This window comes from Streptomyces sp. NPDC036813, assembly GCF_055609245.1.
In genome coordinates, this window is the sequence record NZ_JBVJPV010000018.1 from 88,084 (window position 1) to 113,251 (window position 25,168).

Genomic DNA, 25,168 nt, shown 5'->3' on the forward strand with positions numbered 1-25,168 from the left:
GCTGGGCTGCCCGGCTCCTACGCTCGAGGACATGACCTCAGAGAACGTCGCTTACGCCCCCGAGACCCCGGCCCGCCTGAACTGGTCGCAGCACGCGCCCGAGGTGTACAAGGCGATGATCCGCCTGGACGTGGCCGCCCGGAAGGGCATCGACCCGAAGCTGGCGGAGCTGGTGAAGATCCGCGTCTCGCAGCTCAACCACTGCGCCTTCTGCCTCGACATGCACACCAAGGACGCGCTCGCGGCCGGCGAGAGCGTGGAGCGGATCGTCCAGCTCAGCGCCTGGGAGGAGTCCCGGCACTTCTACACCGAGAAGGAACTGGCGGCGCTGGAGCTGGCCGAGGCGGTCACCGTCCTCACCGACGGTTTCGTGCCGGACGAGGTGTACGAGCGGGCCGCCAAGCAGTTCGAGGAGGCGGAGCTGGTCCAGCTGATCGCCGCGATCACGGTGATCAACGCCTGGAACCGGTTCGGCGTGACCTGCCGCATGACCCCGGGCCACTACCAGGCGGGGCAGCACGCGTGACGGCGCGCACGACCCTGCTGGACCCCGGCGTCCGCGACGCGTTGCGGCAGGCCGGCGCCGCCGCCAAGAAGGGCCTGGGTGATCCGGTCCTCGCGGAGCTGGTGATGATCCGCGCCTCGCAGCTCAACCGGTGCGCGTTCTGCCTGGACATGCATGTGACGCTCGCCCGCGAGAACGGCGAGTCGGACGAGCGGATCCAGCTGCTGAACGCCTGGCGAGAGGCGGACGAGCGGTACAGCGCCCGCGAGCGGGCGGCACTGGAGCTGACGGAGGCGGTGACCGTGCTCACCGACGGCTTTGTGCCGGACGCGGTGTACGAGCGGGCCGCCGTGCACTTCGACGAGCGTGAACTGGCCCATCTGCTCGGCCTGATCGCGGTCGTCAACAGCTGGAACCGGCTGATGATCGGCCGCCGTATCCCCCCGGAAGGCCCCGCATGGTGACCGAGGAGCCCGTCGTGGACAAGGCCGGCGTCTTCCGCGCCCTGCACCGTCGCCGCTCCCCCGGCGACCCCCTCGTCCTGCCCGGACCGTGGGACGCCGCGAGCGCCCGGGTCTTCGCCGAGGCCGGCTTCCCGGCGCTCGCCACCCCGAGCGCCGGCGTGGCCGCGTCTCTCGGGTACGCCGACGGCGCGACCCCGGCCGACGAGATGTTCGCGGCCGTCGCCCGGATCGCGCGGGCGGTGGACGTGCCGGTGTCGGCGGACGTCGAGGACGGCTACGGACTCGCCCCGAAGGAGCTGGTGGAGCGGCTGCTGGAGGCGGGCGCCGTGGGCTGCAACCTGGAGGACTCCACGGGCGGCCGGCTCAGGGACCCGCGCGAACACGCCGAGTTCCTGGCCGAGGTGCGGGCCGCCGCAGGGGAGCGGCTCTTCCTGAACGCCCGGATCGACACCTTCGTCCACGGTGACGGCGACCCCGAACGGGCCGTCGAGCGGGCCGCGTTGTACGTGGCGGCGGGCGCCGACTGCGTGTATCCGATTCTCGCCCCCGCCGACGTACTGCCGCTGCTGCGGGCCGGGATCGAGGGGCCGCTGAACGCCCTCGCCCGGGTCGGCGAGGGCCCCACGCCCGCCGCTCTGGGCGAGCGCGGGGCCACCCGGATCACCTTCGGACCGGGGCTCCAGCGCCGGGCGGCACAGGCCCTGCGAGAGATCGCCGAGGGGATCCAGGCCGTCCGCACCGCGACACCGACCTGACAGCGCCACAGGCCGGACAGCCGCGCCGGCCGGACGGCTACGCCGTGAGGACAGCCGCGCCGGCCGGACACGCCGTCAGGACAGCCACGCCTTCCAGGTGGACGGGTGGCTGTCGACCCACTTCTTCGCCGCCTGCTCGGGCGTGAGCTTCTGCTCGGCGATCATCAGGGCGACCGCGTTCTGGTCCTCGGTCGTCCACCGGAACTTCTTCAGGAAGGCCGCCGCCTTGCCGCCGCGGTGCGCGAAGTCCGCATTGAGGTACTTCTGCAACGGGGTGTGCGGGTAGGCGCAGGCGACCTTCGCCGCGTCCGCGTCGCAGCCCTCCTTGTACGGCGGCAGCTTCACCTCGGTCATCGGCACCTTCTTGAACAGCCACTGGGGTGCGTACCAGTAGGTCAGGAAGGGCTTCTTCTCCTTGGCGAACTGTTTCATCTGGGTGATCTGCGCCGCCTCGGAACCGGCGAAGACGACCTGGTAGTTCAGCTTCAGGTTGCTCACCAGCGCCTTGTCGTTGGTGACGTACGACGGGGAGCCGTCCATCAGCTGGCCCTTGCCGCCGCTCTCGGCGGTCTTGAAGAGCGAGGCGTACTTGTTGAGGTTGCGCCAGTCGGTGATGTCGGGGTGCTGCTTGGCGAGATACGTCGGCACGAACCAGCCGATGTGACCGGTGACGCCGAGTCCGCCGGCCCGGGCGATGGTGTGCTTGTCGTCGACGTACCGCTTCTCCTGGTCGGGGTGGCCCCAGTCCTCCAGGATCGCGTCGACGCGGCCCTGGCTGAGCGCGTCCCAGGCGGGCACCTCGTCGACCTGGACGGTGTCGACGCGGTAGCCGAGCTTGTGCTCCAGCAGGTACTGGGCGACGGCCACGTTGGACTGCGCGCCCACCCAGGACTGCACGGACAGGGTGACCGTCTTGGCGCCCCGGGCGTTCGCGAAGGGCGACGCCTGCTTGGTCATGTCGGCGGCACCGCAGCCGGTGAGCAGCAGCAGCGAGCCCGCCGCGGCGACGGCGGCTGTCGTACGGATACGCATGTCAGGCTCCCTTCCCCGCGCGGCGGTCCGTCGGCTGGGTCACCCGGTCGAGCATCAGGCCCAGGCAGACGATCGCGATGCCGGCGACCAGGCCGGTGGCGAGGTCGCCCTGGGCGAGACCGAAGACGACGCTGTAGCCGAGGGCGCCGCTGCCGACCAGGCCGCCGATGATGACGACGGCGAGGACGAGGACCACGCCCTGGTTGAGCGCGAGCAGCAACGCGGGCCGGGCGAGCGGCAGCTGGACCTGGCGCAGCTGCTGGCCGGGGGTCGCGCCGAGCGAGCGGGCCGACTCCAGCGCGGCCGGGTCGACCTGGCGCAGGCCCTGCGTGGTGATGCGGACGACGGCGGGCAGCGCGTAGACGACGGCCGCGGCGACGGCCGGGGCACGGCCGACGCCGAACAGGGCGACGACCGGGATCAGGTACACGAACTGCGGCATCGTCTGGAAGACGTCCAGCACCGGCCGCAGCAGCTTCTCGAAGCGGTCGCTGCGGGCGGCCGCGATGCCGGTGGCGAAGCCGATGACGAGGGTGACCGCGACGGCGGCGAGGACCTGCGACAGGGTGTCCATGGCCGGCTTCCACACGCCGAGGGCGCCGATCACGCCCATGGCGAGGGCGGCGGTGAGCGCGGTCCGCCAGGTGCCGATCAGCCAGGCGAGCGCGGCGACGATCAGCAGCGCCGACCACAACGGCAGCCACAGCAGCGTGGAGCGCACCGGGTCCAGCACCCAGGTGGTGAAGTGCGCGGCCCATTCGGCGGTGCCGCCGATCACCGGCACGCCCGAGTACAGGTGGGAAGTCATCCAGTCGACGACCCGGTTGACCGGCTCCGCGATGCCGACGGTCCAGCCCGACGGCCAGTCGAGGCCGCCGGTCAGCCGTCCGGCGAGCGCGACGACGACCACGGCGGCGAGCGCACCCGCGGCCACGGCGCGGCGCACCTGCGCCATGCCCGCGCCGGCCGCGCCGGTGACCCGGTCCAGGACGACGGCGAGCAGCACGATCGGGATGCCGGCGGCGAGGGCCGCGCCCACGTCGACGGAGGCCAGCGCCTGGTAGACGCGGTCACCGAGACCGCCGGCGCCGATCACGGACGCGATGACGGCCATGGACAGCGCCATCATGATCGTCTGGTTGAGGCCGAGCAAGAGTTCCTTGCGGGCCAGGGGGATGCGCGCGGTCAGCAGCCGCTGCCGGGCGGTCGCGCCGAGCGAGTCGACGGCCTCCAGCACCTCCTTGTCGGCGCCGCGCAGACCGAGCGCGGTCAGCCGGGCCATGGGCGGGGCGGCGTAGACGACGGTGGCGAGAACGGCCGCGGGGACGCCGATGCCGAAGATCAGGACGACCGGCAGCAGGTAGGCGAAGGCAGGCAGCACCTGCATGGTGTCCAGTACCGGGCGCAGCGCCCGGTCCAGCCGCTCGGACAGCCCGGCGCCCAGCCCCAGCAGGGCACCGACCAGCACGGAGGCGACGACGGCCACGACCATGAGGGCGAGCGTCTGCATGGTGGGCACCCACATGCCGAGCAGCCCGCAGGCGAGGAACGCCACCGCCGTGCCGAGCGCGAGCCGCGCGCCTGCGGCCCGCCAGGCCACCAGCGCGCCGAGCGCGGTGACGCCGGCCCAGCCGAGGCCCAGGAGCAGCAGGTAGACGGCGCGTACGGAGACGACGACCGCGTCGGAGACGTAGCCGAAGAAGTAGAGGAACAGCGGGTGGCTGTCACGGTGGTCGATGATCCAGTCGCTGACCTTGGTGAGCGGCTGGGTGAGGTCGACGGTGAGCGCGCTCGGCCAGGCGGTGCCGGGCCAGTGGCTGGTCGCGAGCGGGACCAGGACGGCGGCGATCAGGGCGAGCACGGCGAGCTTGCGGACCGCGGGGTGCGTGAGGAGCGCGGGGGCGGTGCGTTTGGGTGTCGCGGTGATCGTGGCCATCAGACGGCCTCCGGGGCAGCGGTGGTCGCACCGGCGACGACGGCGAGCAGCGCCTCGGAGTCCACGACGCCCAGGCAGCGGCCCTGGTCGACGACCCGGGCGGGTTCGCCCGCGCGGGCCACCGCCTCGATCGCCTCCGAGACCGTGGCGTCCGGGCGGACCGCCGGGCCGCTGCCGGCCTCGTCGGCGGACGCCGGCCGCATGGCCTTGCGGACCGTCACGACCTGTTCGCGCGGTACATCGCGGACGAACTCGCGGACGTAGTCGTCGGCCGGGGTCGCGACGATCTCCTCGGGGGTGCCGAGCTGGACGACCCGGCCGTCGCGCATCAGGGCGATGCGGTCGCCGAGCTTGAGGGCCTCGCTGAGGTCGTGCGTGATGAAGACCATCGTGCGGCCCTCGTCGCGGTGCAGCCGCACGACCTCCTCCTGCATGTCCCGCCGGATCAGCGGGTCGAGCGCGCTGAACGGTTCGTCGAACAGAAGGACCTCGGGGTCGACGGCGAGGGCGCGGGCGAGGCCCACGCGCTGGCGCTGACCGCCGGACAGCTGGCCGGGGCGGCGCTGCTCCATGCCCTCCAGGCCGACCTTGGCGACGATCTCGGCGGCCTTCTCGCGCCGTTCGGCCCGGCCGAGGCCCTGGATCTCCAGGCCGTAGGCGACGTTGTCGAGGACGGTGCGGTGCGGGAGCAGACCGAAGTGCTGGAAGACCATCGCGGCGCGGTGGCGGCGCAGTTCGCGCAGCCGGGAGCGGTCCATGGCGCGCACGTCCTCGCCGTCGATGGCGATGGTCCCGGCGGTGGGCTCGATGAGCCGGGTCAGACAGCGCACCAGTGTGGACTTGCCGGAGCCGGACAGGCCCATGACGACGAAGACCTCGCCCTTGCGCACGTCGAAGGAGACGTCCCGGACGGCGGCGGTGCAGCCGGTGCGCTCGCGCAGTTCGGCGGCGTCCAGCGCGGTCAGCTCCGGGTCGCCGGGGATCCGGTCGGCCTTGGGGCCGAAGACCTTCCACAGTCCGTCGACGGAGAAGACGGGGGCGGCGGGGTCGGTGGTCGTGGTGGGCGGCTTGCGTGTAGGCACGGTCATGGTCATCGCACCTCACCTCCGATCAGGTCGGCGGCCTTCTCCCCGACCATCAGTACTCCGATCATCGGGTTGACGGCCGTCATGGTGGGGAAGACGGACGCGTCGGCGATCCGTATGCCGTCCAGGCCGCGGATCCTCAGCTCCGGGTCCACGACGGCGAGTTCGTCGTCGGCGGCGCCCATCTTGCAGGTGCCGACCGGGTGGTACACGGTGTGCGCGACCTTGCGGGCGTACTCGCTCAGGTCCTCGTCCGAGGTGATCTCCGGGCCGGGGCACACCTCTCGCTTGAGCCAGCCGGCCAGCGGCTCGGCCCTGGCGATCTCACGGGCGATGCGGATGCCGTCGACGAGGGTGCGGGCGTCGTAGTCGTCCTCGTCGGTGAAGTAGCGGAAGTCCAGGGCGGGCTTCACGGCCGGGTCGGGGCTGGTCAGGTACAGCCGGCCACGCGACTTCGGCTTGGGGATGTTCGGCGTCATCGACACCCCGAACTCCGGCCGCCGGTAGCCCAGTCGCTCCGGGTTGTCGGTGAACGGGATCTGGTAGAAGTGGAACATCAGGTCGGGGCCCGCGTGGTCCGGGTCGCGGCGCACGAACAGGCCGGCGTCGGAGTCCATCGCCGAGTTCTCCGGGATGGGCCCGTGGGTCTCCCAGACGATGACCGACTCGGGGTGGTCGAGCAGGTTCTCGCCGACGCCGGGGAGGTCCTGGACGACGGGGATGCCGAGCGCCTCGAGGTCCTTGCGGGGCCCGATGCCGGAGTGCAGCAGCAGGCGCGGCGAGTCGACGGCACCCGCGCACAGCACGACCTCGCTGCGGGCCCGGATCAGCAGCTCTTCGCCGTCCTTGGTGCGCACGTGGACGCCCTCGGCGCGGCCGTCGGTGATCTGAAGCTTGTGCGCCCAGGTCTCCAGCAGGATCGTCAGGTTGGGCCGGGAGTCCATCACCGGGTGCAGATACGCCACCGACGCCGAGGAACGCTTGTTGTTCTCCGGGTGGTAGGCGAGGTCGAAGAAGCCGACGCCCTCGGCGAACGGCTTGCGGTTGAAGCCCTCGATGCGGGGTACCCCGAGCGCGGACTGGGCCGCGTCCACGAAGTCGCGGGCGATGGCGTTGCGGTCCTTCTCGTCGACGGAGACGATGTTGTTCAGCAGCCGCGCGTAGTACGCCTCCATCGGCACCGCGCCCCAGCCCTTGGCGCCGGCGTCCTCCCACTCGTCCCAGTCGGAGGGCAGCGGCTTGAAGGAGATGAGGGTGTTGTGCGAGGAGCAGCCGCCGAGCACGCGGGCGCGGCTGTGCCGGATGTGGGAGTTGCCGCGGGGCTGCTCCACCGTCGGGTAGTCGTAGTCGAGTTCGCCGCCGAGCAGGCCCATCCAGCGCCGCAGGGTGAGGACGTCGTCGCGGCCGACGTCGCTGGGGCCGCCCTCGATGACGGCGACGGTGGTGTCGGGGTTCTCGGTCAGCCGGGAGGCGATGACGGAGCCGGCGGTGCCGCCGCCGATGACGACGTAGTCGTAGACGTGTTCGTGGGGGGTGTGGGACATGGGGGTGCTACTCCAGGAAGCTGTCGGGGAACGAGCGGGGGTCAGCCGGCGAACCAGCGGACGGGCTTCGGCGCGAGGTTCTGGTAGACGTGCTTGGTCTCGCGGTACTCGGCGAGCCCGGCGGGCCCGAGTTCGCGGCCCACGCCGCTCTTGCCGAAGCCGCCCCACTCCGCCTGCGGCAGGTAGGGGTGGAAGTCGTTGATCCAGACGGTGCCGTGGCGCAGCAGTCCGGCGACCCGGCGGGCGCGTCCGGCGTCGGTGGTCCACACGGCGCCGGCGAGGCCGTACTCGGTGTCGTTGGCGAGCGCCACGGCCTCGTCCTCGGTGCGGAAGGTCTCGACGGTGAGGACCGGGCCGAAGACCTCCTCGCGCACGATGCGCATCTCGCGGTGGCAGGCGTCGAGGACGGTCGGCTCGTAGAAGTAGCCCGACTCCGGGCGCACGTCGCAGGGTTCGGGCCGCTTGCCGCCGCAGCGCAGCACGGCGCCTTCCTGAAGCGCGGAGGCGACGTACGCCTCGACCTTGGCGCGGTGCTGTTCGGAGACGAGGGGGCCGCACTCGACGCCGTCGGCGGTGCCCCGGCCGAGGCGGATCTTCTGGGCGCGCCGGGCGAGTTCGCTGACGAAGCGGTCCCGGACGGACTCCTCGATGATCAGTCGGGCGCCGGCCGAGCAGACCTGGCCGCTGTGGATGAAGGCGGCGTTGAGGGCCTGGTCGACGGCGGTGTCGAAGTCCTCGTCGGTGGCGCAGGCGTCGGCGAAGACGACGTTGGGGTTCTTGCCGCCGAGTTCGAGGGCGACCTTCTTCACGCCGGGTGCCGCGGCCTGGGCGACCTTGGTGCCGCTGGCCAGGCCGCCGGTGAAGGAGACCAGGTCGACGTCGGGGTGCTCGGCGAGGCGGGCGCCGACGGTGTGACCGGGGCCGGTGACGAGACCCGCGACACCGGCCGGCACTCCGGCCTCCGCCAGCAGGTCCATGAGCGCGATCGTGGTGAGCGGGGTGATCTCGCTCGGCTTGATCACGAAGGTGTTGCCTGCGGCGAGGGCGGGCGCGATCTTCCAACTGGCCTGGAGGAGGGGGTAGTTCCAGGGCGTGATCAGCGCGCACACGCCGACCGGCTCGTGTACGACGACGCTGTGGACGTCGGGCGTGCCGGCGTCCACGACCCGGCCGGGCGCCTCGCCGGCGACCAGGTCGGCGAAGTAGCGGAAGGCGTCGGCGACGCAGTCGACGTCGACGCGGCCCTCCTCGACGGTCTTGCCCGCGTCCCGGCTCTCCAGCAGGCCGATCTCGTCGCGGTCGCGCACGAGCAGGTCGGCGACGCGGCGCAGCACGGCGGCGCGGTCGGCGACGGGGGTGCGCGGCCAGGCGCCCTGCCCGCCGGCGAAGGCGTCGCGGGCGGCGGCGACGGCCAGGTCGACGTCCTTCTCGTCACCCTCGGCGACCACGGCGAAGGGCCGGCCGTCCGCGGGGTCGAGGATCTCGCGCGTGGCTCCGGAGACGGAGCCTTGCCATTCCCCTCCCACGTAATGGGTCCGCCCCGCGTACTGCTGTATGTGGTCCGCCATGATCGGTACTTGCCTTCCGTTCCTGTTCGGTGCCCGTGGGTCACATCCGCGTCCCCCACGGGGACCGTGAGCGCATGCCCGTACCCCTGAACGGCATGCGGAATCCGTGGCCGAAAGTGCGCTGCCTCACGGAAATCAGGAACATAAACGGACAAAAGGCTCAGGAGTGATCTCGGGCCGTCCCGGGACACCCGCCCGTTCTTTGACTAGAGTCAAAGACATGGAGCCCGTGTCGGTACAGCACGTCTCGGCCCTGCGCCGGTTCAACCGCGCGTACACCCGGCGGATCGGGGCCCTCGACGACCACTACCTCGGGCAGGACCGCCCGCTCGGCCAGGCGCGTCTGCTGTTCGAGATCGGCGAGGCAGGGGCCGGCGTTCCCCTGCGGGAACTGCGGGCGCGGCTCGGCCTCGACGCGGGTTACCTGAGCCGGATGGTCAAGGCGCTCCAGGCCCAGGGACTGGTCCGGCTGCGCACCCACCCGGACGACAGCCGGGTGCGCACGGTGGAGCTGACCTCGGCCGGACGCGTGGAGATCAAGGAGCAGAACCGTCGCGCCGACGCCCTCGCGGCCGGCCTGCTGGACGGGCTGACGGCCGAGCAGCGCGACCGGCTCACCGAAGCGCTGGGCACCGCCCACCGCCTGCTGCGGCTGGCCGCCCTCACCGTGGAGCGCGTCGACGGCGCCTCGCCGGACGCCCGGGCCTGCCTGGACGCCTACGCCGCCGACCTCGACACGCGCTTCCCGGAGGGCTTCGACGCCTCGGACCTGGTCGCCCCCGAGGAGGTGTCCGGGCAGGCGGGCGCGTTCTTCGTGGCGTACGAGGAGGGCCGGCCCGTCGGCTGCGGGGCGCTGCGGCGGCTGGAGCCGGGCGTGGCGGAGATCAAGCACGTGTGGGTGCACCCGGACGCCCGACGGCTGGGTCTGGCCCGCCGGCTGCTGGACGCGTTGGAGACCGAGGCGCTGCGGCGCGGCTGCGCCGTCGTGCGGCTGGACACGCACGCCGTGCTCAGCGAGGCGCAGGCGATGTACCGGGCCGGCGGCTACCGGGAGATCCCGGCGTACTCGGAGCATGTGTACGCCGGGCACTGGTTCGAGAAGCGGCTGACGGACAGCGGCTGAGCGGGCGGCGGCCGGCGGACAGCGAGCGACGCAGGCCGGCGGCAACACGACGAGGCCCGCCCCGCATCACGCGGGACGGGCCTCGTCATTCGGAGCGCCGGGCAGGCCTTGCACCTGCATCTCCCCGCAGGAAGCGGGACGTCTTTCCTTGGACCACCAACGCACAGCCTGGCGCCGGATTTCCCGGCGGCCGGTGTGTGATCAACTGTAGCGCACCGGCCGCCGAAGATCCACTCGGGCGCGCCGGGCTCAGATCAGGCCGAGACCACGGACCGCCTCGCGCTCCTCCACCAGCTCCTGGACGGAGGCGTCGATGCGGGTGCGGGAGAACTCGTTGATCTCCAGACCCTGCACGATCTCGTACTTGCCGTCCTTGCAGGTGACCGGGAAGGAGGAGATCAGGCCCTCCGGGACGCCGTAGGAGCCGTCCGACGGGATGCCCATGGAGACCCAGTCGCCCTCGGCGGTGCCGTTGACCCAGGAGTAGACGTGGTCGATGGCGGCGTTGGCGGCGGAGGCCGCGGAGGAGGCGCCGCGGGCCTCGATGATGGCGGCGCCGCGCTTGGCGACGGTCGGGATGAAGTCCTCGGCCAGCCACTTCTCGTCGTTCACGACCTCGGCGGCGTTCTTGCCGGCGACCGTGGCGTGGAAGATGTCCGGGTACTGGGTGGCGGAGTGGTTGCCCCAGATGGTCAGACGCTTGATGTCGGCGACCGTGGTGCCGGTCTTCTTCGCCAGCTGGGTCAGCGCGCGGTTGTGGTCCAGACGGGTCATCGCGGTGAAACGCTCGGCCGGTACGTCCGGGGCGGCGGCCTGCGCGATGAGCGCGTTGGTGTTCGCCGGGTTGCCGACGACCAGGACCTTGACGTCGTCCGCGGCGTGGGCGTTGATGGCCTGGCCCTGCGGCTTGAAGATGCCGCCGTTGGCCTCCAGCAGGTCGCCGCGCTCCATGCCCTTGGTGCGCGGGCGGGCGCCGACGAGGAGGGCGACGTTGGTGCCGTCGAAGGCGACGTTCGGGTCGTCGGTGATGTCGATGCCCTGCAGCAGCGGGAACGCGCAGTCGTCCAGCTCCATGGCCGTGCCCTCGGCGGCCTTCAGGGCCGGGGTGATCTCCAGCAGGCGCAGCTTGACCGGCACGTCCGCGCCGAGCAGCTGGCCGGAGGCGATGCGGAAGAGCAGGGCGTAACCGATCTGGCCGGCCGCGCCGGTGACGGTGACGTTCACGGGAGTGCGGGTCATGGCGTTCTCCGTATGACAGCTGGCGGTGGGGCGTCACTGCCCCGGGCGGATGATCGATCTCTTGGTATCAAGAGAGATCCAGCGGTCAGGCTATCGCGCATCCGGCAGGCCGGACGTCCGGGTCCGTGTGGCCCACCCCACAGAGTGGCACATCGGGGGCGAAAGCGGCGGGGAAAAGGGGGGGGGCGGCCGCCGGTCCGGGAGAGGAATGACCAGGCGGCCGCCGGTGGGGGTACCGTTTCCGGACTCCCGTGGGGGGATACCGTTCGCCTGCCCGCCCCGGCCGAAGCCATGCGCTCCCGCGCCGATTTCCCTGCTTTCTTCACTTCGCGCACTCGTTCCGGCCGCTTGTCTCGTGCACCTGTTCCGGCCGCCTGCTGCGTGCCCCCGTTCTGCCCGCCTGCTGTGTGCACTCCGGCCGGCCGCCTACCGCGTGCACCCCTTCTTCCCGGACGCCAGCGTCGCGCAGGCCGTGGCCTCGCCCGCGTCCTTGACGGCCACCATCGGGGTGTACGCGATGGCGTCCCCGGTGGCCGTGATGGATCCCTCCTGGGTGGCCCCGCCGGCGCTGACCCGGACCGTGTCGCCCTGCCCGGCCCGGGTGATGCGGCCCCAGGCCGCGCCGCACGTCTTGCTGTAGCGCACCTCGACGACGGTGGCGCCGACGGTCGCGGTGCTGGCGGTGGTCACCAGGTTGCCGCTGCACCCCATCGCCTCGGCGTCCTTGCCCGTGCAGCTCGCGCCGCTGCACTTGACGCCGGGCGGCAGGTTCACGGGGGCGGTGGCGGTCGGTGAGGCGGAGGCGTCCTTGCCCTCGTTCTTGGTGCCGCCGCCGCGTTCGGTGAAGAAGAACACCGCGGCGATGACGACGAGTACGCCGACGAGCCCGGCGAGGAACATCGTCAGCCGCTGCTTGCCGGCGTTCTTCGCGGGCCTCCGCGGCCCCTTGGGCGCACCGCCGGGCGGACGGCCGGCGCCCCGGCCTGCGCCCTGGCCCTCACCCTGGGCGGCCGTGGCGGCGGGCGTCCCGGCGCCGGGACGGCCGCCGACGGGGGACGGGCCCCGGTAGCCGGCCATCCCCCACGAGTTCTGGAGCGCGCTGTCGCGGGCGTCGGCGTCGGGGGCCGTCGGCTGCTGCGGCACCGTCGGGGACACGCCCGCGGGCCCGGCGACCGGCGTGGCGGTGGCGCTGCCGCCCTTGCGGGCCGCCCGCCCGCCGCGCTCGCCGGCCTCGGGTGCCGCGAGGTCACCGAGGGCGGCGCGCGCCTGCGAGATCCGGATGGCCTCCATGGTCATGTCGTGGCGCATCTCCGAACGGCTCCAGGCGCGTTCGGCCAGCTCCCACATCGTGGTCAGGTGGACGGGGTTGGTGCCGGTGACCTCGGCAAGCGCGACGATCGCGCCCTTGGGCGCGAGGAGCCGGCCGCCCAGGTAACGCTCCCAGGACGTCTTGCTGTAGCCCGTGCGGTCGGCCAGCGCGGCGATGCCCAGGCCGCTGCGGTCCACGAGCCGCCGCAGCTGCTCCGCGAACTCCTTGATCTGCGGATCGAGATCGTCCGGCAAAGCCCTCCAACGAGGCATTGCTTCCCCCTCTTCCCCCCGTGACGTGCTTGGTCTTCCCCCGCGCCTGGCGCCCTGTGCCGCGGTGCCCGTTCTGGCTACCCACAGGGATGCGCCCACCAAGGATCTCAGTTCCCGGGACGGGGGCGCACGGGAGCGTGCGGCAGCGGGGCGTGCACCGTCGCACGCCGGCCGCGCGCAGTCCAGTGGGACGTCCCGGAGCGTCCCGGGTCGGCCACGTTAGCGCCGTTGTCCGGGCGCTTCTCAGGACATCCCGGAACTTGTCAAGACATCGACACAACGGGGACACAGGCGTGACCTCGCCCGTCCCAGGGGTGTCGGGAACACCTCTCACTCAGCTCACGCGGCGAGGAGCACCCCGACGGCGCCGAGCACCAGCAGGGCGCACAGCAGCAGGACGGCGACGAGCAGCAGCCGCCGCCCGGTGGGGCGCGGCGGGGACGGCTCCTCGAGCTGTTCCCACCACGGGACGGTCGGATCGTCGTCGTAGGGCTCGCCGTCCGCGGTGGTGGCCGGCTCGGGGCGCGGCCAGGCCTCGACGGCCACCTCCCGGCGTACCGCGACCCGTTCGGCGTCCTGAGCGGAGAGCCCGGCGACCCGGCACAGGGCGGTGACGGCCTGCCGGGGTGGCGGCTGTACGGCGTTGAGGTAACGCTGCCAGGAGGACTTGCTGTAGGCGGTGCGGGCACCGAGGGCGGCCAGGCTGAGCCCGGTCGCGTCCTTCAGCTCCCTGAGCTGCGCCACGAAGTGCCGTACCTCCGGCGGCAGCCCGTCCGGCAGCGGCCGCCAGCCGCTCATCGCCACCTCCGCGCGCACACCCTCGTCCTTGTCCGGTCGGATCGGGTGACGACAGCTGACGCGGAAACGGTTCCGCAGGTGTGGCAGGTTCAGGACACCGTAGCGGAATGGTCACTTCCGTGGCACAGCGCGCTGACAGCCGTTGAACAGCCCCCGCACGGTGCGAAAACGTTGCTCCCGGCGGCGGCCCGTCCCCGCTCGGGGGAGAGGACGGTCCGCCGCCGTTTTGTACGGCGGCGTCAGCAGCCGGGGACCACGAGCCCGGTCTCATACGCCAGGACCACCGCCTGGGCGCGGCTGTCCAGGTCCAGCTTGGACATCGTGCGGTTGAGGTGGGTCTTGACCGTGGCCTCGCTGATGTAGAGGCGGTCGGCGATCTCCTGGTTGGACAGGCCGCGGGCGGTCAGCGTGAGGACCTCCCGTTCCCGCGAGGTCAGAGCGGCCAGGTCCGGTGGAGCGTCGGACCGCCCCTCGGGGTCGCGGTTCCGGGCGAAGGCCTCGACCAGGCGGCGGGTGACGCTCGGCGCGAACAGTGCGTCGCCGCCTTCCACCGCCCGGACCGCCGCCAGCAGCCGCTCGGGGCCGGAGTCCTTCAGCAGGAAGCCCGACGCGCCCGCACGCAGCGCGCCGTAGACGTACTCGTCGAGGTCGAACGTGGTCAGGATCAGGACGCGCGGGACGGGGTCGGCGGCCTCGGCGAGGATGCGTGTCGTGGCCTCGATGCCGTTCATGCCGGGCATGCGGATGTCCATCAGGACCACGTCGGGGCGCGTCTCGGCGGCCAGTCGCACCGCCTCGGCCCCGTCGCCCGCCTCGCCGGCCACCTCGAATCCGGGCGCCGCGTCGAGGAGGCCCACGAGGCCGGCCCGGATGAGGAACTGGTCGTCGACGACGAGCACTCTGGTCATCCGTCCACCGTCCCCCCGACGTTGCTCAGCTGGTGCGGTGCGACGCGGGCAGGGTCAGCCTGACCCGGAAGCCGCCCTCGGCGCGCGGGCCGACGCTGATCGTCCCGCCGTAGAGCTTGGCCCGTTCGCGCATGCCGATCAAGCCGTGTCCCGCCCCGGCCGGGACATCGTCCGAAATCGCCCCCCGACCGTCGTCGGTGACGGTGACCGTCAGCTCGTGGCGGCCGTAGCGCAGCTCCACCCGCGCGTGGGCGTGCCGGGCGTGCTTGAGGACGTTCGTCAGGGCCTCCTGCACCACGCGGTACGCGCACAGCTCGACGCCGGGCGGCAGGGGCCGGGCGGTGCCCTCGACGGCGAGCTCCACCGGGACGCCGCCGGCGCGGATGCGTTCGACCAGGTCGCCGACGCGGGCCAGCGTCGGGATGGCGGCACGCTCGGGGGCCCCGGGGTCCTCCTCGCGCAGCACGTGGAGCATGCGGCGCAGCTCCTCCAGTGCCTCCGTGCTGGTGCCGGCGATGGTGCCGAGCGCGGAGCGGGCCGTCGCCGGGTCGGCGTCGAAGACGAACCGGGCGAGTCCCGCTTGCACCGAGATCACCGACATGTGGTGCGCGACCACGTCGTGCAACTCCCGCGCTATCCGCCCGCGTTCCTCGGCCACGGCCCGCCGGGCCCGCTCGGCCTGCTCGGCGCGCAGCCGCCGGGTCAGCTCGGCGGAGCGGCGCGCCAGCGTGCCGAACCACACCAGCACCGAGGTGTACAGCAGCGCCTGTCCCACCACCGAGCCCATGGCGGAGCCGTCGGTGACCGCACCGGCGTACACCCACAGCGCGGCCAGGCAGACCGCGCAGCCGACGGCGACGCGGGCAGGGCGCGCCGACGCCACCGTGTACAGGGCGAGCATGGGGCCGAAGGTGCACACGACCGGCCAGTAGCCGAGGCTGATGTAGGCGAGCGCGGCCAGCAGCACGACCGCGAACACCGCGAGCGGCCGGCGGCCGCGCAGCGCGACCGGCAGGTGGGCGAGCGCGACCAGCAGCAGGGCGCGGGCGTCGAGTTCCGGCCAGCCCTGCGCCACCGACTCCCGGCCCAGCAGCACGGCCACCGCGAGCATGCCGAGCGCGATCAGCGGGTCCACGACATACGTGCGGGGCATGGGCATGCTCAGGCGCATCGCCGCAGCGTAACGCCGCCGCTGGAGCGGCGAGTCAAACGCCGGGCGTACCGCGGCGGTTGTAGCCACGGCGACGGGCCACCAGGACGCGCCCGGCGCACAGGCAGCCGCGGCGCCATGGCCGTCCCGCCGACGAGGACCGGCCGCCCGGCACAGGGTCACCGCTTTGCGAACGCGGGGCGGGCGACGGCGCGTCCGACAACGGCCGCACGCCCCGCGAAGCCGCCGGCCGAGATCGGCACTGCGCCCACGAAGCGGGCCTCACCGCCCGCCCTCACCACCCGACCCAGACGCCGCCGAGCGGCCACGCGGGACTCGGGCCGCCGGGGCCACGACGGCGCATCCCGACGCCGGCCGAACACGCCACCAAGCGGCCCCCGCCAAGGATGGCGCTGCACCCACCCGGCGGATGACACCGCCCGCGCCCCACCACCCGACCCAGACGCCGCCGAGCGGCCACGCGGGACTCGGACCACCGAGGCCACGACGGCGCACCCCGACGCCGGCCGAACACGCCACCAAGCGGCCCCCGCCAAGGATGGCGCTGCACCCACCGGGCGGATGACACCGCCCGCGCCCACCACCCGACCCAGACGCCGCCGGGCGGCCACGCGGGACTCGGACCACCGAGGCCACGACGGCGCATCCGGCGCCAGACGGACGGGCCACGGGGCTGCCGGCCTTGGTCGGCGCTGCGCGCGCGGGGCACGTGAGGCGCCGCCCAGCGGCCGGGCTCGGTCGGCCGGTGCCGGACGTCCGCCGCGGGCTTCGGCGGCGGGTCGGGCCGGCGAGGCGCCTGCCCACGACGGGCGTGCCGTCGGCGGCCGGTGTGCTTGCCCGCGCGCGGGACGGCGCGGGCGGGCGCCTCAGCTGCTGCTCACCGTGAAGTGCAGGGTGTCCTTCAGGAAGGGGATCCTCAGCCACGGGTTGGGCTGCGCCATCAGCGCCAGCAGCACGATGGCCAGGCCCAGGACGCCGTAGGTGACGATGTCCGTGAAGCGGGAGCGGACGGCGAGCATGCCCACGCCCGGCAGGACCCAGCGCAGCACGGCCCCGCCGAGCAGCGCGGCACCGATCAGCAGTGTGCCGATCCGGAACGCGCCCAGCGCCGTCACCAGCAGGCCCACCGCGACCAGCCCGAGCACCGCCAGCATCGGCCACTGCCGGGCCGGTGCCGGGGCGTCACCGCCCGCGGCCCGGCCGCCGCCCTCCGGGCGCGCGGTGTCCCGCGTGAACAGCGGGAAGCGCCGGGTGGTGCGCCGCGGCCGCCCGTCGACGTCGGGCGCGCTGACCGCGTCCCGTACCTGAAGCTCGTCCGAGTCCTCAGCCGGCACTGCGCTCCGCCGCCTCGACCACGTTGACGAGCAGCTGGGCACGGGTCATGGGGCCGACGCCGCCCGGGTTCGGGGAGATGAAGCCGGCCACCTCGGCGACGCCGGGGTGGACGTCGCCGACGATCCTGCCCTCGGCGTTGCGGGAGACGCCGACGTCGAGGACGGCCGCGCCCGGCTTGATGTCCTCGGGCCGGATCAGATGCGCGGAGCCGGCCGCGGCGATGACGATGTCGGCCCGCTTGAGGTGGGCGGACAGGTCGCGGGTGCCGGTGTGGCACTGCGTCACCGTGGCGTTCTCGCTGCGCCGCGTCAGCAGCAGCGGCATCGGACGGCCGATGGTGACACCGCGGCCGACGACCACGACCTCGGCGCCCTTCAGCTCGACGCCGTAGCGGCGCAGCAGGGTGAGGATGCCGTTGGGCGTGCAGGGCAGCGGGGCCGGCTCGTTCAGGACGAGGCGGCCGAGATTCATCGGGTGCAGGCCGTCGGCGTCCTTGGCCGGGTCCATCAGCTCCAGGATGCGGTTCTCGTCGATGCCCTTGGGCAGCGGGAGCTGCACGATGTAACCGGTGCACGTGGGGTCGTCGTTCAGCTCGCGCACGACCGCCTCGATCTCCTCCTGCGAGGCGGTGGCGGGCAGTTCACGCTGGATGGAGGCGATGCCGACCTCCGCGCAGTCGCGGTGCTTGCCCGCGACGTACTTGCGGCTGCCGGGGTCCTCCCCGACGAGGATGGTGCCGAGACCGGGCGTGACACCCTTCTCCTTCAGCGCCGCCACGCGGGCGGTCAGATCGGACTTGATCGCGGCTGCGGTGGCCTTGCCATCGAGAATCTGGGCGGTCATGACCCCATCCTCCCGGATGACCGCCCCCCGGTACCAATCCGGGTGCGGGCATCACCCTTCCCGCCGTTCAGCTGTCTTGATCGACGATGTTGCACTTGCACAACGCCTGTGCAATCCGGCTGGACAAGTAACGGGGATCTAAAGAACGATGAGGGGCACAGTGCCGCGGGCAGTACCGGGGGGACGAACCGCATCTGTAGAACTTCCTCCGAGCGTTGCCGCGCGTCCCCGCACTCGGCATAACGGAGGAAGGACCGCGCCATGAGTTTCGGCGACCCGAACAACCCCTACGGGACACCGCCCCAGCAGCCGCCGGCCGCTCCGGGCTACGGCTACCCGCAGCAGCCCGGCGTCCCGCCCCAGCAGGGTTACGGCTACCCGCAGCAGCCGGGGTACCCCGGTTACCCGGCCGGCAACGCCATGCCGATGGAGATGCCGGGCCTGATGAAGACGGCCCGCGTGCTGCTGTTCATCCTGGCCGGCTTCCAGATCCTGATCGGCCTGATCGCCGGCGTCGCCATCGGCGCCGTCCAGGACGTCTCCAACGGCGTCGGCACCGGTGACGACACCGGCGGCCTGGCCGGTCTCGGCTTCCTGATCGCCGGCCTGATGCTGGCCCTGGGCGCGCTGTCGATCTTCCTCGGTGTGAAGTTCAAGAACGGCGGCAGCGGCATCCGGATCACCACCATCGTCTACTCGGCGCTGATGATCCTCGGCGGCATCGTCAACCTCGTCAACGGCGGTGGCGGCTCGGCGACGTTCGGCGGCCTGATCTCGCTCGCGATGGCCGGCATCATCCTGGCCTCCATGGTCAACGGCGCGGCGACCGCCTGGTTCAACCGCCCGCGTTACTGACGCGAAGCGGACCATACGGTTCGCGCCAATCACATCCGAGGGCCGTGTCTCACCCGTACGAGGGGGACACGGCCCTGGTGCGTTCGCCCTACTCTGGCACCGCGAGCTGTCAGGCACGGGGAGACGCACCTTGTACAGCATCATCGTGGTACCTCCGCCGACCACGGAGGACGAGCGAAGCACCGCCGAGCAGATCCGTCTCGCCCCCGGTGAGCGGCTCACGTTCGGCAGGTCCGCGCACGCCAACCGCCTGCGCATCCCGCACGAGGGGGTCTCCCGCAGGGCCGGGGAGATCGCCGCGCAGGGCGCCTTCTGGATACTGAGCAACCTCAGCCGGGACCAGACGTACGTCGTCGAGAACCCGGAGGGCGCCGGCGAGCACGTGAAGGTCGGCCCGGGCCGGCTGGACGCGCCGATCCCCTTCGAGTTCGCGCGGATCGTGCTGCCCGCGGCCGGCGACCTGCTGCCCGTCGAGGTGTGGGCGCCGCGCCACGACTACCTCCATCCCGACGGCTGCGGCGACGGCGACACCACCGCGCCCGCCTTCTCGCTGGACCGCACCAAGCGCTACTTCGCGGTCCTGGCCGCCCTGTGCGAGCCGCGGCTGCGCGGCGCGCCGCACGCCCCGCCGCCCACCGTCGACCAGGTCGTGGAGCGGCTGCGCCCGTCCTGGCCGGCCGTCTCCCGCACCACCGTGCAGTGGAACATCGACTACCTCGCCGTGAAGCTGCGCCTCAAACCCGGTCCGGACACCGCCGACAGCGGGCCCCGGCTGAACGGCAAGAAGGAGTCGCTGGTCTCCCTGGCGCTCCGCTTCGACCTGGTCCGCGAGGACGACCTGGTGGTCCTGCGCGCGAGCGCGCCCTCCGGATCCCCTCGGTGAAGGCTCCGGGCGAGCCGTTCGCCGTACCGGTGCCCCCGGGCTACCGGGTCGGGCCGTGGGAGGTCCGCGCGCCCCTCGCCACGGGCGCCTTCGGCAGCGTCTACGAGGCCCGCCGCACCGGCGAGTCCGGTGACGCCGGCCTGCCGCGCACGGCGGCGCTGAAGTTCCTGCCGACCGGCACGAACACCCCGCGCCGCCTGTCGCACCTGCGCGACCTCGTGGAGCGCGAGGTCGCCCTGCACCGCAGGCTGCGCCACCCGCGGCTGATCCGGCTGTACGAGACGCTCACCGTCGACGACCCGGGCCGGCCGGAGCTGGACGGCGCGACCGTGCTGGTGCTGGAGAAGGCCGAGGGCTCCCTGTCCGCGCTGCTCACCGCCTCCCCGCGCCCCGCCGCCGGTCCCGCGCTGCTCGCCCAGATCTGCGAGGGGCTGCACCAACTGCACACGGCGGGCTGGGTGCACGGCGATCTGAAACCGGCCAACGTGCTGCTGATGAAGGACGGCACGGTCCGCCTCGCCGACTTCAACATGGCGGCCGAACTGGAGGGCACGCACGCCTACACCCCGGCGTTCTCCACACCCGACTACACGCCGCCCGAACTGCTGTGGACGGAGATCGGTGAACGCGGCCGCCGGATCCGCCCGTCCGCCGACATCTGGGCCTTCGGCGTCCTCGCCCACCTCGTCCTCACCGGCTCCCTGCCGCTGCCCGGCGGCACCCCGACCGCCCGCCGCGACGCGGCCGTCGCCTACGCCCGCGGCACCGACGCCTTACGTCTCGCCCCCGAACTGCCCGATGTGTGGCGGGACATCGTGCGCGACTGCCTGGCCCGCACCCACGCCGAGCGCGTCGGCGGCGAGGAGCTGCTGCGCCGGGTGAGCGCCGCGGCCGGCACCGCGCGCCCCCGCCGGCTCCCCCGGCTGCGCCGCCGCTCCCGCCGTACGACGGTCACGGGGGCCGTCGTCGCCACGCTGGCCGTCGCGGCGCTGGGGTACGGCGTGAGCGACTGGGCGGCCGGCTCAGGTGACGGCAAGAGCACCGCCGCACCCGCCGTGTACGGCGCCGCCGAACTCCGCACCGACCGGGGCGTACCCGTCGGCTACCGCCGGCTGATCGTCGACTCGGCGCACGACTGCGTCCAGCCGGAGGTGACCCCGGCGCTGATCGCCGCGCTGCTGAAGGCGGAGAGCGACTTCGACCCGGACCTCTCCGACCCGCACGCCGGCCGCGAGGGCGAGTACGGCATCGCCCGCTGGACGCCGAGTCTGCTGCGCTGGTGGGTCCGCGCCGACGGCGTACCCGCCACGGCGATCCCCAGGCCGCCCTTCTCCCCCGCCGAGTCGATCCCGGCCGTGGCCCGCTACCTCTGCTACATGGAACCGCTGCTGCACGCCACCGGCCTGCACGGCGACCGGCGCGTGCTGCTCGCCGCCGCGTACCGGACGTCGTACAAGAAGGTGAACGCGGCCGGCGGCGTTCCCCCGGCGATCCGCGCCTACGCCGACCGCGTCACGCACTACCTCAAGGAGTACACGCCACCCGGGAAGCAGTGACCCTGAGAGGTGTGAGGTACCGGCGCGCGACGGCCGCTGCGACGGTGGGACCACTCCGCCACCGGCGGAGCGACCACACCGTTCGTCTCTCAGGGGGAACGCACGTGAACCTCGTCAAGCCCGCCGCGCTGCTCGTCGCGGCCACCGCACTCGTCGCCGGCTCCACGGCGGCGGCCACCGCCGCCGGCCCCGCCGGCACCCGGGTGACCTCCCTCCAGCAGACCGCCGACCAGGTGCTCGCCGGGCACCCGAAGCCGCTCAAGGTCACCCCCGACCAGGTCCGTTACGACGGTCTGACCGTCACCGCCGCGCCGAAGGGCAGGGCCGCGGTGAAGGACCTGGCCTGCGGCTACGGCCACCTGTGCATGGTGGTCAAGGGCACCAAGTTCGACTTCTACAAGTGCCAGACCTGGAACGTCACCAACTGGACCGGCGACGGCCCGTTCACCAACAACCAGACCCCGGGCACGGTCGCCCGGTTCTTCAACCAGGACGGCAGCGTCCGCTGGACCTCGACGGCCTACCAGGCGGGCACCGCCACCTGGGACCCGATCTGGTCGCTGCGGCCCTGCTGATCCACGGCAGCGGACGGCCTCCGGTCCCCTCGGGGGAGGGCCGGAGGCCGTCCGCATGTCATGACGGTCCGTCAGACCGCCCTGTCACACTCGGTGCTGTCAGTGGAAGAAGTGGCGCGTGCCCGTGAAGTACATCGTCACGCCGGCCTTCTTCGCCGCCTCCACGACCTGCTCGTCGCGGATGGAACCGCCGGGCTGGACGATGGCCCGCACCCCGGCGTCGATCAGGATCTGCGGTCCGTCCGGGAACGGGAAGAACGCGTCCGAGGCCGCGAACGAACCCCGGGCCCGCTCCTCGCCGGCCCGCTCGACGGCGAGCTTGCAGGAGTCGACGCGGTTGACCTGACCCATGCCGACGCCGACCGAGGCGCCGTCCTTGGCGAGCAGGATCGCGTTGGACTTCACCGCGCGGCACGCCTTCCACGCGAAGGCGAGCTGCTGGAGCTCCTCGGAGGAGAGCGCCTCGCCGGACGCGAGCGTCCAGTTGGCCGGGTCGTCGCCCTCGGCCTGGAGCCGGTCGGCGACCTGGAGCAGGGCACCGCCGTCGATCGGCTTGACCTCGACCGGGTGGGCCGGGCCGTCGGCGCAGCGCAGCACCCGGATGTTCTTCTTCTTGGTGAGCGCCTCCAGGGCGCCCTCCTCGTAGTCCGGGGCCACGATGACCTCGGTGAAGATCTCCGCGACCTGCTCGGCCATCTCCTTGCTGACCGGCCGGTTCACGGCGATGACACCGCCGTAGGCGGACACCGGGTCGCAGGCGTGCGCCTTGCGGTGCGCCTCGGCGACGTCCGCGCCCACCGCGATACCGCAGGGGTTGGCGTGCTTGATGATCGCGACGCAGGGCTCGGCGTGGTCGTACGCGGCACGGCGGGCGGCGTCCGTGTCCGTGTAGTTGTTGTACGACATCTCCTTGCCGTGCAGCTGCTCGGCCGCCGCGAGACCGCCCTCGCCGGAGACGTACAGGGCGGCGGGCTGGTGCGGGTTCTCGCCGTAGCGCAGGGTGTGCGCGCGCTCCAGGGTGGCGGCGAGGAACTCGGGGAACGCCGAGTCGTCGGCCGGGGCGTAGGCGGAGGCGAACCAGGAGGAGACGGCGATGTCGTACTCCGCCGTGTGCCGGAAGGCCTCCGCGGCCAGGCGCTTGCGGGCGGCGAGGTCGAAGCCGCCGTCCTTGACCGCGGCGAGGACGTCGCCGTAGCGGGCCGGGCTGGTGACGACCGCGACGGAGGGGTGGTTCTTGGCGGCGGCGCGGACCATCGAGGGGCCGCCGATGTCGATCTGCTCCACACACTCGTCGTCCGAGGCGCCCGAGGCGACGGTCTCGCGGAACGGGTAGAGGTTGACGACGACGAGGTCGAACGGCTCCACGCCCAGCTCGGCGAGCTGCTCACGGTGGCTGTCCAGGCGCAGGTCGGCGAGGATGCCGGCGTGGACGCGCGGGTGCAGGGTCTTGACCCGGCCGTCCAGGCACTCGGGGAAGCCGGTCAGCTCCTCGACCTTGGTGACGGGGACGCCGGCGGCGGCGATCCGGCCGGCCGTGGAGCCGGTGGAGACCAGCTCGACGCCTGCCTCGTGCAGCCCGCGGGCCAGCTCCTCCAGGCCGGTCTTGTCGTAGACGCTGACGAGCGCCCGGCGAAGGGGCCGCTTGTTGCTCTCGGCGGTCACTGGATAACTACCTTTCGTCCCTCGATGCGATAGCCGTTGCGGGCGAGCCGCCCCACGACCTCGACGAGCAGCCTTCGCTCGACTTCCTTGATGCGCTCGTGCAGCGCGCTCTCGTCGTCCTCGTCCCGGATCTCCACCACGCCCTGCGCGATGATCGGCCCGGTGTCGACGCCGTCGTCGACGAAGTGGACGGTGCAGCCGGTGACCCGGGCGCCGTACGCGAGCGCGTCACGCACGCCGTGGGCGCCGGGAAAACTGGGGAGCAGGGCGGGGTGGGTGTTGACGAACCGCCCGCCGAAACGGGCCAGGAACTCCTTGCCCACGATCTTCATGAACCCGGCGGAGACGACGAGGTCGGGCTCGTACGCGGCGACGGCCCCGGCGAGCGCGGCGTCCCACTCCTCGCGCGTGGCGTGGTCCTTGACCTTGACGACGAAGGTCGGCAGTCCGGCCCGCTCGGCCCGGGCGAGCCCCTCGATGCCGTCCCGGTCCGCGCCGACGGCCACGATCTCGGCTCCGTACGCCTCGGGCCCGACAGCGGCGATCTCGTCCAGCAGCGCCTGCAGATTGGTGCCGGAGCCGGAGACCAGCACGACGAGGCGCTTGGCCACGGAGTTGGCGGCCACGGTGGGGCCCTTTCTCGGGGGAGCGACGGTGCGCGGCCGCCCGTCCATCCGCACTTGTTCGTTCGTACGAATGCTTCGCGCCCCGGGATACGGGGAAGTCTACGAAGCGGCCGACCGTCAGCAACGATACCGGCACACGGGAAGGCCCCCACGGGACGGGGGCGCGGCCTGCGGGTAGCGTCTGGGAGGAAACTACTCGGGAACGCGGTGGACGCGCGGTGCGTTTCCGGGGTGGAAGCCCATGTGGAAGCCCCTGCCGGAGCAGCGCGGGGGCGCCTCGCGGGCGACCGTCGGACAGCCGTAGTCACCTAGGGGAAGACGCTCTCTTGATGCCGGACCGCAGCCTGCGACTCCTCACGTTCCCACCGCACCCGGCCCGCACGGGCCAGACAGGGGAGCGTGGCACCGTGCTGCTGCGGGAGCGGCCGACTTCCCCGCCGGAGGCGCCCGACGGCTCCGGGCAGGGGCGCGGCGGCCAGGACCGCGACGACGACAACCCCTTCGCGCCGCCGCCGGAGGGAACCCCGGACCGCCCGTGGCAGCCGCGCCACCCGGCGGGCGGGCAGGGCGGCAACGGGCACGGCGGCAACGGGCAGGACGGTGACGGGCAGGGCGGCGGATCGCCCTGGGGCCGGTGGAGCGACCGGCAGCCCGACCGTTCCTCCGGCGGCTTCGGCGAGCGGCCCGGCACCGGCCCCGAGAAGCCGGCCGGCGGCGGTGACGGGAACGGCCCCGCCATGCGCTGGGACCCCAGCGACCCGGTGCAGCGCCGGGCCCGGTACTCGCTGCTGGCCGGCATGTGGGCCTTCTTCTTCGCCCTCTTCGGCTGGCCCTACGTGGCCCTGCTGCTCGGCGCGCTCGCCCTGTACTGGGGCATCAGCGGCCTGCGCGGCAGAACCCGTTCCAGTGCCTCCGACGCCGCCGGGCGCCCACAGACCACGGCCGCGGTGAGCGGCCTCGTCACGGCGTCCCTCGCCCTGGCCCTGGTCGCCGCGGGCTTCGCGTCGCAGCTCGTCTACCGCGACTACTACACGTGCACCGGCGACGCCCTGACCAACGAGGCGAAGCAGTCCTGCAAGCAACTGCTGCCGTCGGAGCTGCGCGGGTTCCTGGGCGAGGGCTGA

23 protein-coding genes are annotated in these 25,168 nt (G+C 72.9%); 9 read left to right on the forward strand and 14 right to left on the reverse strand.

The window, feature by feature from the left end:
* The first annotated feature begins 31 nt into the window (after positions 1-31).
* The 3 genes from ACZ67Q_RS31885 to ACZ67Q_RS31895 are packed head-to-tail and all read left to right on the forward strand — an operon-like array spanning position 32 to position 1,724.
* The gene (locus ACZ67Q_RS31885) at positions 32-526 is read left to right on the forward strand and encodes a carboxymuconolactone decarboxylase family protein (protein WP_471189297.1); all 495 of its coding nucleotides are present in this window, start codon (positions 32-34) and stop codon (positions 524-526) included.
* Positions 523-969 carry a carboxymuconolactone decarboxylase family protein gene (locus ACZ67Q_RS31890; protein ID WP_471189299.1) on the forward strand — a complete coding sequence of 149 codons (447 nt, stop codon included), beginning with the start codon at positions 523-525 and terminating at the stop codon, positions 967-969. The genes ACZ67Q_RS31885 and ACZ67Q_RS31890 overlap by 4 nt, the downstream gene beginning before the upstream one ends.
* On the forward strand, positions 963-1,724 hold the full coding sequence (locus tag ACZ67Q_RS31895; RefSeq protein WP_471189301.1) for an isocitrate lyase/PEP mutase family protein: 762 nt from the start codon (positions 963-965) through the stop codon (positions 1,722-1,724). Before ACZ67Q_RS31890 ends, ACZ67Q_RS31895 begins: the two co-directional genes overlap by 7 nt.
* Positions 1,725-1,799: 75 nt before the next feature.
* Here the strand turns inward: ACZ67Q_RS31895 and ACZ67Q_RS31900 are convergent, their stop codons facing one another.
* Genes ACZ67Q_RS31900 through ACZ67Q_RS31920 form a run of 5 tightly spaced genes read right to left on the reverse strand, consistent with a single transcriptional unit; the run spans position 1,800 to position 8,889 of the window.
* Positions 1,800-2,756, reverse strand: a complete 957-nt coding sequence (locus tag ACZ67Q_RS31900; RefSeq protein ID WP_471189304.1) for an ABC transporter substrate-binding protein — start codon at positions 2,754-2,756, stop codon at positions 1,800-1,802.
* A 1-nt stretch (position 2,757) separates the two neighbouring features.
* Positions 2,758-4,692, reverse strand: coding sequence for an ABC transporter permease (locus tag ACZ67Q_RS31905; RefSeq protein WP_471189306.1), 1,935 nt, complete (start codon positions 4,690-4,692; stop codon positions 2,758-2,760).
* Complete coding sequence (locus tag ACZ67Q_RS31910; RefSeq protein ID WP_471189308.1) at positions 4,692-5,786, reverse strand: quaternary amine ABC transporter ATP-binding protein; 1,095 nt, start codon at positions 5,784-5,786, stop codon at positions 4,692-4,694. The genes ACZ67Q_RS31905 and ACZ67Q_RS31910 overlap by 1 nt, the downstream gene beginning before the upstream one ends.
* Positions 5,783-7,321 (reverse strand): GMC family oxidoreductase, encoded by a 1,539-nt coding sequence (locus tag ACZ67Q_RS31915; RefSeq protein WP_471189311.1) that lies wholly within the window; start codon positions 7,319-7,321, stop codon positions 5,783-5,785. Before ACZ67Q_RS31915 ends, ACZ67Q_RS31910 begins: the two co-directional genes overlap by 4 nt.
* 41 nt (positions 7,322-7,362) lie before the next feature.
* Complete coding sequence (locus ACZ67Q_RS31920; RefSeq protein ID WP_471189313.1) at positions 7,363-8,889, reverse strand: aldehyde dehydrogenase family protein; 1,527 nt, start codon at positions 8,887-8,889, stop codon at positions 7,363-7,365.
* A gap of 220 nt (positions 8,890-9,109) precedes the next feature.
* Here ACZ67Q_RS31920 and ACZ67Q_RS31925 point away from each other — a divergent pair, with 220 nt between their 5' ends.
* Positions 9,110-10,012: a GNAT family N-acetyltransferase gene (locus ACZ67Q_RS31925; protein ID WP_471189315.1), complete on the forward strand. Its 903-nt coding sequence runs from the start codon at positions 9,110-9,112 to the stop codon at positions 10,010-10,012.
* 249 nt (positions 10,013-10,261) lie between these two features.
* Here ACZ67Q_RS31925 and ACZ67Q_RS31930 read toward each other — a convergent pair whose 3' ends face one another.
* The 7 genes from ACZ67Q_RS31930 to ACZ67Q_RS31960 all read right to left on the reverse strand — a co-directional run bounded on the left by ACZ67Q_RS31930 (position 10,262) and on the right by ACZ67Q_RS31960 (position 17,887).
* Positions 10,262-11,251: a malate dehydrogenase gene (locus ACZ67Q_RS31930; protein ID WP_469811789.1), complete on the reverse strand. Its 990-nt coding sequence runs from the start codon at positions 11,249-11,251 to the stop codon at positions 10,262-10,264.
* Between the two features lie 426 nt (positions 11,252-11,677).
* Positions 11,678-12,814, reverse strand: coding sequence for a helix-turn-helix domain-containing protein (locus ACZ67Q_RS31935; protein ID WP_471189319.1), 1,137 nt, complete (start codon positions 12,812-12,814; stop codon positions 11,678-11,680).
* A gap of 357 nt (positions 12,815-13,171) precedes the next feature.
* Positions 13,172-13,630, reverse strand: coding sequence for a helix-turn-helix domain-containing protein (locus tag ACZ67Q_RS31940; RefSeq protein ID WP_471189444.1), 459 nt, complete (start codon positions 13,628-13,630; stop codon positions 13,172-13,174).
* 239 nt (positions 13,631-13,869) lie between these two features.
* On the reverse strand, positions 13,870-14,538 hold the full coding sequence (locus ACZ67Q_RS31945; protein WP_471189322.1) for a response regulator: 669 nt from the start codon (positions 14,536-14,538) through the stop codon (positions 13,870-13,872).
* 25 nt (positions 14,539-14,563) lie between these two features.
* The gene (locus ACZ67Q_RS31950) at positions 14,564-15,709 is read right to left on the reverse strand and encodes a sensor histidine kinase (protein WP_471189325.1); all 1,146 of its coding nucleotides are present in this window, start codon (positions 15,707-15,709) and stop codon (positions 14,564-14,566) included.
* Positions 15,710-16,575: 866 nt separating this feature from the next.
* Positions 16,576-17,043, reverse strand: a complete 468-nt coding sequence (locus ACZ67Q_RS31955; protein ID WP_471189327.1) for a DUF3017 domain-containing protein — start codon at positions 17,041-17,043, stop codon at positions 16,576-16,578.
* Entirely contained in the window at positions 17,033-17,887 is an 855-nt protein-coding gene (locus ACZ67Q_RS31960) for a bifunctional methylenetetrahydrofolate dehydrogenase/methenyltetrahydrofolate cyclohydrolase (RefSeq protein WP_361632279.1), read from the reverse strand. The genes ACZ67Q_RS31955 and ACZ67Q_RS31960 overlap by 11 nt, the downstream gene beginning before the upstream one ends.
* A 261-nt stretch (positions 17,888-18,148) precedes the next feature.
* Here ACZ67Q_RS31960 and ACZ67Q_RS31965 point away from each other — a divergent pair, with 261 nt between their 5' ends.
* The 4 genes from ACZ67Q_RS31965 (at position 18,149) to ACZ67Q_RS31980 (ending at position 21,756) form a co-directional block, all read left to right on the forward strand.
* A complete protein-coding gene (locus tag ACZ67Q_RS31965; RefSeq protein ID WP_471189330.1) occupies positions 18,149-18,742 on the forward strand; it encodes a hypothetical protein in 594 nt (197 codons plus the stop codon).
* 130 nt (positions 18,743-18,872) lie between these two features.
* Positions 18,873-19,625 (forward strand): FHA domain-containing protein, encoded by a 753-nt coding sequence (locus tag ACZ67Q_RS31970; protein WP_471189333.1) that lies wholly within the window; start codon positions 18,873-18,875, stop codon positions 19,623-19,625.
* Positions 19,622-21,181 (forward strand): protein kinase domain-containing protein, encoded by a 1,560-nt coding sequence (locus tag ACZ67Q_RS31975; RefSeq protein WP_471189335.1) that lies wholly within the window; start codon positions 19,622-19,624, stop codon positions 21,179-21,181. Before ACZ67Q_RS31970 ends, ACZ67Q_RS31975 begins: the two co-directional genes overlap by 4 nt.
* Positions 21,182-21,285: 104 nt before the next feature.
* The gene (locus tag ACZ67Q_RS31980) at positions 21,286-21,756 is read left to right on the forward strand and encodes a hypothetical protein (protein ID WP_471189337.1); all 471 of its coding nucleotides are present in this window, start codon (positions 21,286-21,288) and stop codon (positions 21,754-21,756) included.
* A gap of 99 nt (positions 21,757-21,855) precedes the next feature.
* On the opposite strand, the gene purH is transcribed toward ACZ67Q_RS31980, so the two are convergent.
* Both purH and purN read right to left on the reverse strand, forming a co-directional pair.
* Complete coding sequence (purH, locus tag ACZ67Q_RS31985) at positions 21,856-23,418, reverse strand: bifunctional phosphoribosylaminoimidazolecarboxamide formyltransferase/IMP cyclohydrolase (RefSeq protein WP_471189340.1); 1,563 nt, start codon at positions 23,416-23,418, stop codon at positions 21,856-21,858.
* Positions 23,415-24,044: a phosphoribosylglycinamide formyltransferase gene (gene purN, locus ACZ67Q_RS31990; protein ID WP_471189342.1), complete on the reverse strand. Its 630-nt coding sequence runs from the start codon at positions 24,042-24,044 to the stop codon at positions 23,415-23,417. The genes purH and purN overlap by 4 nt, the downstream gene beginning before the upstream one ends.
* A 329-nt stretch (positions 24,045-24,373) precedes the next feature.
* On the opposite strand from purN, the gene ACZ67Q_RS31995 reads away from it, so the two are divergent.
* The gene (locus tag ACZ67Q_RS31995) at positions 24,374-25,168 is read left to right on the forward strand and encodes a hypothetical protein (protein ID WP_471189345.1); all 795 of its coding nucleotides are present in this window, start codon (positions 24,374-24,376) and stop codon (positions 25,166-25,168) included.